Here is a 15,089-nt window from a genome sequence, read left to right on the forward strand (position 1 = left end):
ATCGGGGTGGTCCGACCCGGTTCGTCCCCCAGGCTCAGACGGGCAGCGGCAGCTCGAACCAGACGACCTTGCCGACCGCCTTGCGGCTGGTGCCCCAGCGCCGGGAGAGGTTGCTGACCAGGGCCAGGCCCCGGCCCTCCTCGTCGTCGGCGTCCGCGCGGCGCAGCTGGGGCAGGTTGTGGTCGTCGTCGCTGACCTCGACCAGCAGCTTGCCGACCCGCATCAGCCGCAGCGACACCTCGTGCGAGGCGACCCGCAGCGCGTTGGTCACCAGCTCGCTGACCAGGAGCTCGGTCAGGTCGCTGACCCCCTCCAGCCCCCATCGCGACAGCTGCTCACGCGTGAGCGCGCGTGCCCGCCGGACGTCGGAGAGGTCCATCGACAGCCGCCACTCGGCGACGTCCTCGGGCGGGATGCCCTGGAAGTTGGCGACCAGCAGCGCCACGTCGTCGCGACGGTCGTCGGAGTGGACCCGGCTGAGGATCTGCTCGCAGACGTCCTCGGGGGTCTGCTGGGGCTCGATGACGTTGGAGCACAGCGCCGCCAGGCCGGCGTCTATCCCCTGGCCGCGCACCTCCACCAGGCCGTCGGTGCACAGCACCAGCCAACTGCCGTCCGGTACCGGGATCTCGACCGTCTCGAAGGGCACGCCGCCGACGCCGATCGGGGCGCCCTTGGGGATCTGCAGCAGTTCGCTGCGGCCGTCGTGCCGGGCCAGCACCGGCGGGATGTGGCCGGCGTTGGCCAGGGTCAGGGTCCGGTGGATCGGGTCGTAGACCGCGTACACGCACGTCGCCAGGTGCTCGGCGCCGAGGCGGTGGGCGAGGTTGTCCAGGTGCCGCAGCAACTGCGCGGGCGGCAGGTCGAGCGCGGCCATCGTGATCACGGAGGTGCGGAACTGGCCCATCACGGCCGCCGACAGCAGACCGTGGCCCATCACGTCGCCGACGATCAGCGCCACGCGCCCGCCGGGCAGCTGGATGGCGTCGAACCAGTCGCCGCCGACCTGGGCCTGGCGATCACCGGGCATGTACCGGTGGGCGATCCGCACCCCGGGGATGCGGGGCGGGCGGGTCGGCATCATGCTGCGCTGCAGGGTCGCGGCGGCGCGCGACTCCAGGCGGTGCAGCCGGGCGTTGTCCAGGTGCACGGCGCCGCGGGCGGCGACCTCGGCGGCGGTCGCGGCGTCCTTGGCGTCGAAGGGACGGCGGCCGGGGTGGCGCAGGAAGCACATCCGTCCCAGCACCGTGCCCCGTGCGGTGAGCGGTACGACGACCATCGACCGCTCGGGCAGTAACGGGCCGAGCCCGGGGACGCCCAGGTCGAGCGCGATGTCCCGGGCCAGTGCCGGGTCTATCACCGGCACGAGCAGCGGCTCGCCCAGCCGCGGGGTGGAGTCGGCGGGCAGCGGGATCAGTTCGCCCTCCGGCAGGGCGGCCGCCCACGGGCCGGGAGTGGTGTCGGTGTGGGCGACGGCGACCCGGCGCGCGATGATCGTGTCCCCGGTCAGGTCGTCCTTCGGCGGCTCGGCGTCGGAGAACAGCTGGTCGACGACGAGGACGGCGGCGAAGTCGGCGAAGCGCGGCACGGTGACGGCGCACAGCTCGCGGGCGGTCGTCGCCAGGTCGAGGGTCGTGCCGACCTTGGCCCCGGTCTCCCGGAGCAGGGCGAGCTGCTCGTCCAGCACGTGGCCCGGGGCGAGCGAGACGCTGGGGGCGGCCACCGGGACCAGTACCGGCGCCGCGACGTCGCCGCGGGGGCCGGGCAGCAGCTCCGGGTGCGCGGGCCGGGTGCGCCGGGCGGGCCGGGTGGGCCGCGCGGTGCGGCCGGTGGCGGGGTTCGCGGCGGGCTGGGCCACGGTCGTGCCGTGCTCCTCGGGGAGCACGGGGAGCAGCACGGTGCCGTCGACCTCCACCGCCGGGTAGCCCAGGGGCACGATCTGACGGACGATCCGGTCCAGCCGCCCCGCGCTGACCCGGGGCAGCACCGAGCCCAGCCGGCCGGCCAGGTGCTCGGCGTGCGCGGGGTCGGCGGCCGGGGCGAGGCGCGGGATGATGCGGACGGCGCCGCGGGCGGTGGTGCCGTCGGCGGTGTAGGGCAGCAGGTGGTCGCCGAGCGCGAGGCGCGGCCCGGTGTCCCGCAACGGGCGGGCGTTGGCCGCGATCACCAGCAGGCTCGGGCCGGCCGGCTCCATGATGCGGTAGGACCACCACACCACGTCCTTGACGCCGCCGTCACGGTCGGTGGTGGGCAGCGATCCGGCCCAGGCGGACCGGGTGAACTCGTCCAGCACCTCCAGGGCGTCCTGCTCACCGGGGTGCCGGCCCGCGGTGTGCGGCAGCAGTCCGGCCGCCGGACGGCCGAACACGCCCTCCCAGCGGTGGCCGAAGAGCTCCTCGGCGCCGCGGTTCCAGTACGAGATGTCACCGTCGGGACCGACGCAGAGCACGGCGAGGCGTACGAGCGCGGAGACACCGGTGGCTGCGAGCGGGGTCGTGGTCGTGGGAAGCCTGGTCATCTCGTCCAACGTCGGGCACCTGCGGTTCGGCTGCGGTTCGGCGCGGAAGGCTGAAAGAGCATCAGGGTCGGGTCTTCACCGTCCAGGCAAGCATGAAACATCGGACGCGGTCCGGTAAATGGCTAGATTGCCCCCAGGAGTGACCAACCGGGCATGGCCCGTGGGGAGGAAGAGCACGTGGAGCACAGGCTTCCGCACATCGCGGGGTTCCAGAGATGGCCGCACGACGGCGCGCCCAAGCAGGAGGGCAAGGCGCTGCGGGAGGCGGTGCCGCGCGAGGCGCACGCGGTGTTCACTCCGGGCGCCGACCGGCCGGGCGCGGTGGAGGCGGTGCGGGAGTCGAGCCTCGGGCGCATCCCGGAACTCGTCCCGCTGCGGGTGGGGAGGATGGCGGCGAGCCCCTTCGCCTTCCTCCGCGGCTCGGCCGGGCTGATGGCGGCCGACCTCGCGGGCGGCCCGGTCACCGGGATCGGCGCCCAGATCTGCGGGGACGCGCACGCCGCCAACTTCGGCCTGTACGGGGACCACCTCGGCCGGCTGGTCATGGACATCAACGACTTCGACGAGACCGTCCACGGCCCCTGGGAATGGGACGTCAAGCGGCTCGCCGCCTCCCTGGTGCTGGCCGGGCGCGAGGCCGGGGCCGACGAGGACGCGTGCCGGGGCGCCGCCTTCGACGCGGTGGGCGCGTACCGGCGCACCATGCGGCTGCTGGCGAAGATGCCGGTGCTGGACGCCTGGCACGCCATCGCCGACGAGGAGCTGGTCGCACACGCCGACGCCCGCGACCTGGCGGGCACGCTGCGCCTGGTGGCCGGGAAGGCGCGCCGCAACACCAGCGCCAAGTTCGCGGCGCGGGCCACGGAGGAGGTCGAGGGCGGCGGCCGCCGCTTCGTCGACGCGCCCCCGGTGCTGCGCCGGGTGCCGGACGGGGAGGCGGCGGCGGTCGCCGGGGCCCTGTCGGAGGGCGGCTACCTGGCGACGATCGGTGCGGACCGGCGGCCGCTGCTGGCCCGGTACGCGGTGCACGACGTGGCGTTCCGGGTGGTCGGGACGGGCAGCGTGGGCACGAGGTCGTACGTGGTGCTGCTCCTGGACCACCTCGGTCAGCCGCTGGTGCTCCAGGTGAAGGAGGCCCGGCCCTCCGCGCTGCTGCCGTACCTGGGGAAGGCCGGGTTCGACGCGCCGGCGGTGGAGCACGAGGGGCGGCGCGTGGTGCTGGGCCAAAAGCGTATGCAGGTCGTCAGCGACAGCCTCCTGGGCTGGGCCGACGTGGACGGCCGTCCTCACCAGGTACGACAGTTCCGCAACCGCAAGGGCAGCGTCGATCCCGCGGCACTGGAGGCCGGCCTGATAGACGACTACGCGCGGATGACGGGCGCGCTGCTGGCCCGGGCGCACGCGCACTCCGCGGACCCCCGGCTGATCGCGGGCTACTGCGGCAAGGGCGGGCAACTCGACGAGGCGGTCGCGGCCTTCGCGGTCGCGTACGCCGACCGGACCGAGGCGGACCACGCCGAGCTGGTGGCGGAGGTGCGGGCCGGGCGGATCGCGGCGGAACAGGGCGTGTGAGGGCCCGGGCGCAGCTGTGCCGGGGGCAGGTACGAGGCCGTACCCTGTGACCGGCGCCCCCCACTCCTCGTAGGCTGGACCGGTGACGAATTCCCCCGGCACCGAGTCGGCCCCCGGCACCGAGTCGGCCGCCGCATCCTCCGAACCCCAGGACCGGCTGGCCCAGGCGGTGCGTGCCGCCGAGCGGGCCCTGATCGAGTTCGAGATCGCGGTGGAGACCTTCAGGGTGGAGGTCGAGAACTTCTCCCGGCTGCACCACCAGAAGCTCGGCCCGATGTACGCCCGGCTCGACGAGCTCGACGCGCTGATCGCGGAGGCGGTCGCGGCGAAGAGCGGCTCCCGCGAGGACATCCAGCGTGCCTGGGAGGCGCGCGCCCTCGTGATGCCGATGCCGGGGGTGGAGGAGCTCTTCGAGGGCCTGCTCGGCTCGGACGGGGTCCGGCCCCAGGAGGACCCGAACCCGCCGCGCCGCGTGCGGCCGGGCAAGGAGGCGCAGCGGCTCTACCGCGAGCTGGTCCGCAAGGCCCATCCGGACCTGGCGCAGGACGAGGCCGAGGTCGAGCGCCGCAGCGAGTTCATCGCCCGGGTCAACGAGGCGTACACCTACGCCGACGAGCAGCGGCTGCGGGAGCTCGCGGAGGAGTGGGAGGCCGGGCCGGTCCCGGAGGAGGAGCAGCCGAGCGAGGCCGAGGTGCTGTACGCGCGGCTGGAGTGGCTCGCGCAGCGCAAGGAGCGGCTGGCCGCGCTCGCCGCCGACCTGGAGAACAGCGCGATCGCGCAGATGATGAAGCTCGCCCCGGAGGACCCGGACGGGCTGCTCAACGAGATCGCGGAGAACCTCCTCAACCAGGTCGCCAACCGGGAGGCCCGGCTGGCGGAGCTGGTGCGCTCCTCGAAGGGGTCCGATTAGCGGGTCGGGTACGTTCGACGTGCACGCCCCGACCGAAGGAGTCCGTTCCATGTTCTACGCCCAGCTGCCCGCGGTGGACGCGGCGCAGGTCCCCGCCGACGGCTACCTGCTCGACGTCCGGGAGCACGACGAGTGGGACGCCGGGCACGCCGAGGGCGCGGTGCACATCCCGATGGGCGAGGTCGTGGCCCGCATCGAGGAGGTCCCGGCGGACCGCCGGGTGCACGTCGTGTGCCGGGTCGGCGGTCGCTCGGCGCAGGTCGCCCAGTACCTGATCGCGCAGGGCCTCGACGTGGTGAACGTCGACGGCGGCATGCTGGGCTGGGAGGCCGCGGGCCGCCCGCTGGTGACGGACGGCGCGGGCCCGGCGCACGTGCTCTGAGGCCCGCGGGGCGGCGGCAAGGGTCCGCGGGGCGGGCGCTCGGGCGCTCTCAGGCCTCGGCGGCCAGCAGGTCGCCCAGCTCCTCCTCGTGGGCGGCGGCGGGGCCGAGGGAGAGCTCCAGCTGTTTGGCCCAGGCGTGGTAGCGGTGCAGGGGGTAGTCGGTGTCGGCGCCGAAGCCGCCGTGCAGGTGCTGCGCGGTCTGCACCACCCGTCGTACGCCCTCCGAGGCCCAGATCTTGGCGACCGCGACGTCGGCGGGGTCCAGCCGCCAAGCGGCCTGCCAGCAGGTGACCTCCATCGCCCGCAGGTCGATGTAGCGGTCGGCGGACTGCATGGCCACCGCCTGGAAGGTGGCCAGCGGGTGCCCGAACTGCTCGCGCTTGGCGGTGTAGGAGCCGGTCATGCGCAGGACGGCGGTGCCCAGCCCCAGCGCCAGGGCGCAGGTGCCGGTGGTCAGCAGCCGGCGCAGCCGGTCCCAGGCGCCGTCGGCGGTGATCACGTCGCCCGCGGGGACGCGGACGGCGTCCAGCCGGAGCTCGGCGTGGCGCTCCCCGCTGGTCGAGATCTGCTCGGCCGCGGTGACCGCCTCGCGCGGGACGAGGGCGATGACCGTGCGGCCTCCGGCGGCGGAGGCCGGGACCAGGACGAGGTCGGCGTGCGGGGCCCAGGGGACGGCGGTCTGGACGCCGTCGAGCAGCCAGTCGTGGGCGGCGCCGTCCCCGTCCCCGTCCGCGTCCACGGGCCGCGCGGTGACGGCGAGCTCCGCGCCGTCGTGGCCGGTGCGGCCCGCGGAAGCGACGGTCAGCACGAGGTCGCCGCGGCCGACCGCGGGCAGCAGCCGGGCGCGCAGCTCCTCGGGGCCGTCGCTCTGCACGGCGAGCGCGGCGGCACAGGTCTCCAGCAGCGGCACCCGGGCGAGTACGGCCCCGGCCTCGCGCAGTACCAGGCACAGTGCGACCGGGTCGAGGCCGGCCCCGCCGTACGCCTCGTCGAGCACCAGCCCGAGGAGGTCGGCGGCGGCCAGCCGGCGCCACAGCGGGCGGTCGAAGTCCTCCGCCACCGCGCCGGCGGTGAGCGCGGGGCTCGGTACGGCGTCGGGGGCCACGCCGGAGAACACCGCCCGTGCCGCCTCGACGGCCGCCAGCTGCTCCTCGCTGAAGCTGAAGTCCATGGCCCGACCTCCCGGACGCGTCCATTCTGACGGTGTGTCAGATTAGGCGGACCGGGCGGGGAAGTCCACATCCCCGTCGCCGCATCCCTGCCCCTCCCCGTGGCGCCCGCGGCCCGTGCTGACCGGGACGGCTGTACCGCACGTGTGTGGCATGAGTACCGTTCCGTGCTGAGCGGAACACGGGGAACACGAGCGGAGAACCACGATGGAGCCACCCGAGGAGTCCGGGGGACCGGCCGGGATAGCCGCGCTGTCGCCACCCGCCCGGGCCGTGGTCGCGCTGGCGCTGGCCGCGGCCGTGGTCGGCGTCGCGGTGCACCTGCTCATGGTCTTCCTGCACGTCGCGCCCACGAACACGGCCACCAAGAAGCACGGCGATCTGGTCGGCAGCTACATCTACCCCGAGTTCGAGCAGAACTGGAAGCTCTTCGCACCCAATCCGCTCCAGCAGAACATCCACGTCTGGGCGCGCGCCGATGTCCACAAGGACGACGGCACCGACCGGGTGACCGGCTGGGTCGACCTCACGGCCATGGACATCGCCGCCATCAGGCACAACGTCCTGCCCAGCCACACCCAGCAGAACGAGCTGCGCCGGGCGTGGAGCTTCTACGCCGCCTCCCACGGTGAGAACGACAAGCCCATCGGCGTGCGCGGCGAGCTGAGCAGGCAGTACCTGGAACGCATCGTGGAGGACCGCATCGGGCCCCGGCTCGACGGTGGCGACGTCGTCCGCCTGCAGGTGCGCACCGGCACCACACCGGTCGCGGCCCCCACCTGGAGCCCCGAGGAGATCGACACGCGCACCACCTTCCAGGTGCTGCCCTGGTGGAACGCGCACGTGGCGGACGAGGACGAGGGAGACGAGAGCGGGGAGGACGCGTCGTGAGCGAAGCCGTGAACGAGTCCGCGCACGGGCCGGCCGCGGAGCCCGTGGACCGCCCCGTGCACGAGCCGGCGGCGGGCCGCGGCCGCCCGGCCCCCGCCGCCCGCCCGGCCCCCGCCGCCCGCCCGGCCCCCGCCGCCCGCCCGGCCCCCGTCCCGTCCCCCTTCGCCGGACTGCTCGACTCCGCCGCGGGCGGGCTGTCGCGTGGCCTGGCCCGGATCACCGGCACCACCGTCGGCCCGTACCAGACCGCCGTGGTGCGGATCGGCATCTCACTGGCCTGGCTGCTGTTCCTGCTGCGCGAGTGGCCGCACCGCCACGAGCTCTACGGGCCGGACGGGGCGTGGAGCTGGGACCTGGCGAACCGGCTCGTCGCCGACAACCACGCCTTCACCCTGCTGCTGTGGGGCAGGGCCGACGCGTGGTTCGAGGTCGTGTACGCGGGTGCGATCGTGGCGAGCGCGATGCTGCTGCTCGGCTGGCGGACCCGCACGGCCTCGCTGCTGTTCATGATCGGCGTGCTCTCCCTGCAGAACCGGAGCGTGTTCGTCGGCGACGGCGGCGACAACGTGATCCACCTGATGGCGATCTACCTCGTCTTCACCCGGTGCGGGCAGGTCTGGTCGCTCGACGCCCGCCGCCGCGCCAAGGGGCGGGACGGCGACGGCGCGGGGATCGCGCTGTGGATCGTCCTCGGGCTCGTGCTCACCGTGGCGCAGCTGCTCGGTCGTACGGGCCTGAACTGGACCGACGGCCTGCTGCCCTGGCTCGGCTGGACCCCGTTCCTGTGGGGCTTCCTGCTGCTGCAGGCCGTGTGGTGGGCGGTGCGCCGGTACGCACCGGGCGAGCCGAAGGCGGTCCTGGGGATCCTCGCCGACATCCTGCACGCCGCCGGTCTGCTGGTGATCGTCGTCGAGGTGTGCCTGATCTACGCCACGGCGGGCTGGTACAAGGTCCAGGGCTCGCGCTGGCAGGACGGCACGGCGGTGTACTACCCGCTCCACCTGGACGACTTCAGCCCCTGGCCGGGGTTGTCCCACACGATGGCAGCCAGCGGGCTGATGGTCATGGTGATCACCTACGGCACGGTGATCGTCCAGGTCGCCTTCCCCTTCACCCTCTTCAACCGCCGGGTGAAGAACGTGCTCCTCGCGTTGATGATGCTGGAGCACGCCTCGATCGCGGTCGTCCTCGGACTGCCGTTCTTCTCGCTGGCGATGATCGCCGCCGACGCCGTCTTCCTGCCCACCGGCTTCCTGCGCTGGGCGGGTGACCGGGTGGCGCGTCCGCTGCGGCGCGGCGCTGGACGCGACGGGGGAGCGGGCGCCGCCGGGGAGCCGGAGGACGGGCGGCCGCAGGACGCGGAAGGCGCGGAAGGCGCGGAAGGCGCGGAGGGCACGGAGGACGCGCAGGCGCGGGCAGTCGCGGGGCAGCGAGGGCCGGGACCGGCCGGCGAGCCCACCCCCTCTAACCTCGTGGTGTGAGCACCAGCCAGGACGACGCGGCCGAGCCGCTGCAGTACGACGACGGCTTCGGCCCCGAGGTCGGGGTCGGGCCGCACACGCGGCCCTGGCCGGAGGACCCGCGCTACGACGCCGAGCTGCTCGCGCAGGGCGACCGCCGCAACGTGGTGGACGAGTACCGCTACTGGACGCGGGAGGCGATCGTCGCCGACCTCGACACCCGGCGCCACGACTTCCACGTCGCCGTCGAGAACTGGCAGCACGACTTCAACATCGGGTCCGTGGTGCGCACCGCCAACGCCTTCCTGGCCAAGGAGGTGCACATCGTGGGGCGGCGCCGCTGGAACCGGCGCGGCGCCATGGTGACCGACCGGTACCAGCACGTGCGCCACCACCTGGACGTCGCGGCGCTGGCCGCGTGGGCGGCCGCGGAGGACCTGCCGATCATCGGGATCGACAACCTCCCGGGTGCCGTGCCGCTGGAGACCACCGAGCTGCCACGGCGCTGCGTGCTGCTCTTCGGGCAGGAGGGGCCCGGTCTGACCGACGAGGCGTGGAAGCACGCGGCGGCGGTCTGCTCGATCGCCCAGTTCGGCTCCACGCGCTCGATCAACGCGGGCGCCGCGGCGGCCATCGCCATGCACGCCTGGATCCAGCGCTACGCGCAGGTGGGTACGGAGCAGCCCCGTCCGGAGTGACAGGGCTGCTCCGGACGGGGCTGTTGGTGGTGCGGGCGGGCCCGATCAGGCCTGGCGGCGGACCTCGATGACCCGGAAGCGGCTCGCGACGAAGGCGCCGTCGCACAGGGCCGCGTTGGCGGCCGGGTTGCCGCCGGAGCCGTGGAAGTCGGAGAAGGCGGCCGTCTGGTTGACGTACACCCCGCCGGTCAGGTTGAGGGAGAGCTGGGCGGCCTCCTCCAGGCAGACCTCCTCGATCTGCCGCTCCACCTCGCCGGAGGTGGTGTAGGCGCCGACCGTCATGGCGCCCTTCTCCCGCACGGTGCGGCGCAGCAGGTCGACCGAGTCCTTGGAGGAGTCCATGGCGACCGCGAAGGCGACCGGGCCGAAGCACTCCGACATGTAGGCGGCCTCGTCGTCCGGCTTGGCGCCGTCCAGCTTCACGATCACCGGGGTGCGGACCACGGCGTCCGGGAAGTCGGGGTGCGCGACCTCGCGGGAGGCGAGCGCGACCTCGCCGAGGGAGGCGGCGGCCTCCAGGCGGGCCTTCACGTCAGGGTTGACCAGGGCGCCCAGCAGGGCGTTGGCCCGGGCGTCGTCGCCGAGCAGCCCGCCCACGGCGGCCGACAGATCGCCCACCACCTCGTCGAAGCCCTTGTGGCCGTCGTCGGTGGCGATGCCGTCACGCGGGATCAGCAGGTTCTGCGGGGTGGTGCACATCTGGCCGCTGTACAGGGACAGGGAGAAGGCCAGGTTGGACAGCATGCCCTTGTAGTCGTCCGTGGAGTCGACGACGACGGTGTTGACGCCGGCCTTCTCGGTGAAGACCTGGGCCTGGCGGGCGTTCTCCTCCAGCCAGTCGCCGAAGGCGGTGGAGCCCGTGTAGTCGATGACGCGGACCTCGGGGCGCAGCGCCAGGGTCTTGGCCAGGCCCTCGCCGGGCCGCTCGGCGGCCAGGCAGACCAGGTTCGGGTCGAAGCCGGTCTCGGCGAGCACCTCGCGGGCGATCCTGACCGTCAGTGCCAGCGGGAGCACCGCGCGCGGGTGCGGCTTGACCACGACCGCGTTGCCGGTGGCCAGGGAGGCGAAGAGGCCCGGGTACCCGTTCCAGGTGGGGAAGGTGTTGCAGCCGATCACGAGCGCGATGCCGCGCGGCACCGTCGTGAAGTCCTTGCGCAGGGTCAGCGGGTCGCGCTTGCCCTGCGGCTTGACCCACTCGGCGGTGCCGGGGGTGCGCACCTGCTCCACGTAGGCGTAGGCGACCGCTTCGAGGCCGCGGTCCTGCGCGTGCGGGCCGCCGGCCTGGAAGGCCATCATGAAGGCCTGGCCGGAGGTGTGCATGACCGTGTGGGCCAGCTCCGTGGTGCGCGCGTTGATCCGGGCCAGGATCTCCAGGCAGACCAGGGCCCGGTTCTCCGGGCCGGCCTCGCGCCAGGCGGGCATCGCGGCCTTCATCGCGGGGAGGAGCACGTCGACGTCCGGGTGCGGGTACTCCACACCCAGCTCGATGCCGTACGGGGACACCTCGCCGCCGGTCCAGCCGTCGGTGCCGGGCTGGTCCAGGTCGAAGCGGGTGCCGCGCAGGGCGTCGAACGCGGCCTGGGCGGTCTCGCCGTCCGCGTATGCCTTCGGGTGCTCGGGGTACGGGGACCAGTACTCGCGGGTACGGATCGCCTCGAGCGCCTTGTCGAGCGTCTCGCGGTGCTGTGCGACCGACGGGACAGCGGTGAGATCGGCAGCCATGGGGCCAACTCCTCGTCGAGCTGGATTGGGGTGGGCAGGGTGCTGGCTTCCCCGCTAGATTAACCGAATGTTCGGTCGGGACAAGGGGGCCGACCGAAGCTGTGGACAACTGGCGAGGAGCAGTGGCGGCGATGAGCGCTCTTGACCGATCCAGCACGGTCGCGGTGGTGGGCACGGGGACGATGGGCCAGGGGATCGCCCAGGTCGCGCTGGTGGCGGGCCATTCCGTACGGCTCTACGACGCCGGTCCCGGCCGGGCCGAGCAGGCCGAGCGGGCCCTGGCGGAACGGCTGGACCGCCTGGTGGAGAAGGGCAGGCTGCCCGCCGCCGAGCGTGACGCGGCCCGCGGCCGGCTCTCGGCCGTCCGCGAGATCGAGGAACTGGCGGGCGTGTCGCTCGTCGTCGAGGCGATCCTGGAGGACCTGGGGGCCAAGCAGCAGCTCTTCACGGCCCTGGAGTCGGTGGTCGCCGAGGACTGCCTGCTGGCCACCAACACCTCCTCCCTGTCGGTCACCGCCGTGGGCGGCGTGCTGCGGCGCCCGGGCCGCTTCGTCGGCCTCCACTTCTTCAACCCCGCCCCGCTGCTGCCGCTGGTCGAGGTGGTCTCCGGCGCCGCCACCGACGAGGCCGCCGCCCAGGCCGCGTACGACACCGCCGCCGCCTGGGGCAAGACGCCGGTGCGCTGCACCGACACCCCCGGCTTCATCGTCAACCGGGTCGCGCGCCCCTTCTACGCCGAGGCCTTCCGGCTCCACGAGGAGCGTGTGGCCGACCCCGCCACCATCGACGCGGTGCTGCGGGAGAGCGGCGGTTTCCGGATGGGCCCGTTCGAGCTCACCGACCTCATCGGCCAGGACGTCAACGAGGCCGTCACGCGCTCGGTGTGGGACTCCTTCTTCCAGGACCCCAAGTTCACCCCCTCCCTCGCCCAGCGGCGGCTGGTGGAGTCCGGGCGGCTCGGCCGCAAGAGCGGTCACGGCTGGTACGACCACGCCGAGGGCGCCGCCGCCCCGGCCCCCCACACCGCGGGACCGGAGAAGCCGCCCGCCGAGGTCACCGTGTGCATGGGCGGCCGCGGCCCGGCCGCGGTGCTGCCCCAGCTGATCGCCGAGGCGGGCATCGAGGTGCTGGACGGCGAGGTCGCCGACCCGGACGACGGGTACCTCGAGCTGCCCGGCGGCGGCCGGCTCTACCTGGCGGACGGCGGCCCGGCCACCACGGGCCCGGCCGTCGACTACGTGCAGTTCGACCTCGCGCTGGACTACCGGGTGGCCACCCGGGTCGCGATCGCGCCGTCCGACTCGGCACGCCCGGAGACCGTGCAGGCGGCGATCGGGCTGTTCCAGGCGCTGGGCAAGAAGGTCAGCGTCATCGAGGACGTCCCGGGCATGATCGTCGCCCGTACCGTGGCGATGCTGGTGGACTTCGCCACCGACGCCGTCGCCCGGGGGGTGGCCTCACCGGAGGACGTCGACGCCGCGATGCGGCTCGGCGTGAACTACCCGCGCGGTCCGCTCGCCTGGGGTGCCGAACTCGGCCCGGAGTGGGTCCGCGAGGTGCTGCGCAACCTGCACCAGGCGTACCCCGGCGGGCGCTACGCGCCGTCCCGTCTGCTGAACCGCCGCGCGGCGGCCGAGGGGAGACTGCTCTAATCATGACCATGGCACAGCGCGACAGCTCCGCCCCCAAGAGGGACACCTACACCCCGGACTCGCTGCTGGCCGTGGCCGTGACGGTCTTCATCGAGCGCGGTTACGACGGCACGTCCATGGAGCACCTGTCGCGGGCCGCCGGCATCTCCAAGTCCTCGATCTACCACCATGTGCGGGGCAAGGAAGAGCTCCTGGAGCGCGCCGTCGGCCGTGCCCTGGACGGTCTCTTCGGCATCCTGGAGGAGCCCGGAGCGCGCGGCGGGCGCGCCGTGGAGCGGCTGGAGTACGTCACGCGCCGCACCACCGGGGTGCTGATGGCGGAGCTGCCCTACGTCACGCTGCTGCTGCGGGTGCGCGGGAACACCAGGACCGAGCGCGCCGCCCTGGAGCGCCGCAGGGAGTTCGACCACCGGGTCGCCGACCTGCTGAAGTCGGCCGTCGCGGAGGGGGACCTGCGCGGTGACGTGGAGCCCAGGCTCGCGACCAGGCTGCTCTTCGGAATGATCAACTCCATAGTCGAGTGGTACCAGCCGCACACGGCCGGTACCCGGGAGCACGACGACGCCGCGGTCGTGGACGCCGTGGTGCGGCTGGCCTTCGACGGCTTGCGCGTCTCTTGACGCTGGTCCAGACCAACCCTCACGATCAGAGCCATGTCCTTCACCCTCCGTGCCCGCCTGTGCGCCGCCTCAGCCGCCGTCCTGCTGCTCGCCGGGTGTGGAGGGGGTGACGGCGGCGGTCAGACCGCCGACGCCGCACCGCCGGAGGACTTCGGCTGCCTGACGGCCGCGCAGGCGAAGTCCGGGTCCGTCAGCTACGACGACACCGACGACAACCCCGTGGACGCCTGGTTCGCCGGCAAGGGCGACACCGCCGTCCTGCTCATGCACCAGGCGGACGGCGACATGTGCCAGTGGATGCCGCAGGCCGACCTCCTGCTGAAGGACGGCTACCGCGTCCTGGTCGTCGACTCCAACGGCAGCGAGGTGCCCGAAGTCGTGGGCGGGGTGGCGTTCCTGCGCGCCAAGGGCGCGCGGCACGTCCTGCTGATGGGCGCGTCCAAGGGCGGCACGGCGGTCCTGGAAGGTGCCGCGTCGGTGGATCCGCCGGTCGACGCCGTGGTCTCGCTCTCCGCGCCCGAGACCTACGGGACCATGGACGCGAGCTCCGCGGTGCCGCGGCTGACCGCGCCCGTGCTCTACATGGCGGCGGCGGGCGACACCGCGTTCGCGGAGTCGACCGGGGCGCTGAGCAAGGCCACGAAGAAGGCGGCCGAGAACCGGCTCGACATCGTCAGCGGACCCCAGCACGGCGTGGGCATGCTCACCTACGACCCCAACTGGGCCACCGTGACGGCCTTCCTGCGGAAGTACGCCGGATAGCCGCACCGGGGAGCCCGCGGGCGCCGCCGGCAGGCGGTGCCGGTGGGTCAGTCGGTCAGCACCCGGTCGGTCTCCTCGAAGACCAGCAGCGTACGGCTGCTGAGCACCTCGGGCACCGCCTGGATGCGGGTGAGCACCAGTTCGCGCAGGCTGCGGTTGTCGGGGGTGTGGACGAGCAGCAGCACGTCGAAGTCCCCGCTCACCAGGGCGATGTGCGCCACCCCGGGCAGCTCCAGCAGCTTCTCCCGCACGGTGCGCCAGGAGTTCTGCACGATCTTCAAGGTGATGTAGGCGGACGCGCCGTGACCCGCGCGTTCGTGGTCGACCCGGGCCGTGAAGCCGCGGATGACCCCGTCCTCGATGAGGCGGTTGATCCGGGCGTAGGCGTTGGCGCGGGACACGTGGACGTGCTCGGCCACCGATCGTATGGACGCCCGCCCGTCCTCCTGCAGGTAGCGCAGGATCGCGCGGTCGATGGCGTCCAGCGGACGCACCGCCGCCGGACCGGTGTCCGGCGCCGCTGCCTGCGGTCCCGGGGCGCCGCCCCGAGAAATTTGGGAATCCGTCACGCCCCCGAGCCTCCCTAGCATGGACGTACTGGCTCCATCTCAGGGTGTGGAGAACCGTTTGTCCACAGGCGGGACACACCTGTAGCCAAAATGCCTCCGGCGACCGAACAATCGGTAGGGGAGCGATACCCGCTCCCCCCACCGAACACGCCCACGAGGAGGTG

General features: G+C 73.5%; 13 protein-coding genes. 9 read left to right on the forward strand and 4 right to left on the reverse strand.

Annotated features, from left to right (window positions below; all coding sequences use genetic code 11):
* Window positions 1-34: 34 nt before the first annotated feature.
* Complete coding sequence (locus OG937_22920) at window positions 35-2,518, reverse strand: SpoIIE family protein phosphatase (protein WUD74339.1); 2,484 nt, start codon at window positions 2,516-2,518, stop codon at window positions 35-37.
* A 153-nt stretch (window positions 2,519-2,671) separates the two neighbouring features.
* Between OG937_22920 and OG937_22925 the strand changes: the two genes are divergently transcribed.
* From OG937_22925 to OG937_22935, 3 genes are all read left to right on the forward strand, one after another.
* Window positions 2,672-4,090, forward strand: coding sequence for a DUF2252 domain-containing protein (locus OG937_22925; GenBank protein ID WUD74340.1), 1,419 nt, complete (start codon window positions 2,672-2,674; stop codon window positions 4,088-4,090).
* An 82-nt stretch (window positions 4,091-4,172) separates the two neighbouring features.
* Entirely contained in the window at window positions 4,173-5,000 is an 828-nt protein-coding gene (locus OG937_22930; GenBank protein ID WUD74341.1) for a hypothetical protein, read from the forward strand.
* Between the two features lie 49 nt (window positions 5,001-5,049).
* Window positions 5,050-5,382: a rhodanese-like domain-containing protein gene (locus tag OG937_22935; GenBank protein ID WUD74342.1), complete on the forward strand. Its 333-nt coding sequence runs from the start codon at window positions 5,050-5,052 to the stop codon at window positions 5,380-5,382.
* Between the two features lie 49 nt (window positions 5,383-5,431).
* On the opposite strand, the gene OG937_22940 is transcribed toward OG937_22935, so the two are convergent.
* The gene (locus OG937_22940) at window positions 5,432-6,553 is read right to left on the reverse strand and encodes an acyl-CoA/acyl-ACP dehydrogenase (GenBank protein ID WUD74343.1); all 1,122 of its coding nucleotides are present in this window, start codon (window positions 6,551-6,553) and stop codon (window positions 5,432-5,434) included.
* 205 nt (window positions 6,554-6,758) lie between these two features.
* Between OG937_22940 and OG937_22945 the strand changes: the two genes are divergently transcribed.
* The 3 genes from OG937_22945 to OG937_22955 all read left to right on the forward strand — a co-directional run bounded on the left by OG937_22945 (window position 6,759) and on the right by OG937_22955 (window position 9,600).
* A complete protein-coding gene (locus OG937_22945; protein ID WUD74344.1) occupies window positions 6,759-7,442 on the forward strand; it encodes a DUF5819 family protein in 684 nt (227 codons plus the stop codon).
* 170 nt (window positions 7,443-7,612) lie between these two features.
* Window positions 7,613-8,923 carry an HTTM domain-containing protein gene (locus OG937_22950; GenBank protein WUD78849.1) on the forward strand — a complete coding sequence of 437 codons (1,311 nt, stop codon included), beginning with the start codon at window positions 7,613-7,615 and terminating at the stop codon, window positions 8,921-8,923.
* Window positions 8,920-9,600, forward strand: a complete 681-nt coding sequence (locus tag OG937_22955) for an rRNA methyltransferase (GenBank protein ID WUD74345.1) — start codon at window positions 8,920-8,922, stop codon at window positions 9,598-9,600. Before OG937_22950 ends, OG937_22955 begins: the two co-directional genes overlap by 4 nt.
* A 45-nt stretch (window positions 9,601-9,645) precedes the next feature.
* Here OG937_22955 and paaN read toward each other — a convergent pair whose 3' ends face one another.
* On the reverse strand, window positions 9,646-11,322 hold the full coding sequence (gene paaN / locus OG937_22960; protein WUD74346.1) for a phenylacetic acid degradation protein PaaN: 1,677 nt from the start codon (window positions 11,320-11,322) through the stop codon (window positions 9,646-9,648).
* 131 nt (window positions 11,323-11,453) lie between these two features.
* On the opposite strand from paaN, the gene OG937_22965 reads away from it, so the two are divergent.
* From OG937_22965 to OG937_22975, 3 genes are read left to right on the forward strand one after another with little or no spacing between them, the layout of a single operon-like run.
* A complete protein-coding gene (locus OG937_22965; GenBank protein WUD74347.1) occupies window positions 11,454-12,974 on the forward strand; it encodes a 3-hydroxyacyl-CoA dehydrogenase in 1,521 nt (506 codons plus the stop codon).
* Window positions 12,975-12,976: 2 nt separating this feature from the next.
* A complete protein-coding gene (locus OG937_22970) occupies window positions 12,977-13,594 on the forward strand; it encodes a TetR/AcrR family transcriptional regulator (protein WUD74348.1) in 618 nt (205 codons plus the stop codon).
* A 33-nt stretch (window positions 13,595-13,627) separates the two neighbouring features.
* Complete coding sequence (locus tag OG937_22975; GenBank protein ID WUD74349.1) at window positions 13,628-14,356, forward strand: alpha/beta hydrolase; 729 nt, start codon at window positions 13,628-13,630, stop codon at window positions 14,354-14,356.
* Between the two features lie 47 nt (window positions 14,357-14,403).
* On the opposite strand, the gene OG937_22980 is transcribed toward OG937_22975, so the two are convergent.
* Window positions 14,404-14,946, reverse strand: a complete 543-nt coding sequence (locus OG937_22980) for an Lrp/AsnC family transcriptional regulator (protein WUD74350.1) — start codon at window positions 14,944-14,946, stop codon at window positions 14,404-14,406.
* Window positions 14,947-15,089: the final 143 nt, after the last annotated feature.

The sequence above is a fragment of the Streptomyces sp. NBC_00510 genome (genome assembly GCA_036013505.1).
GTDB lineage: Bacteria > Actinomycetota > Actinomycetes > Streptomycetales > Streptomycetaceae > Actinacidiphila.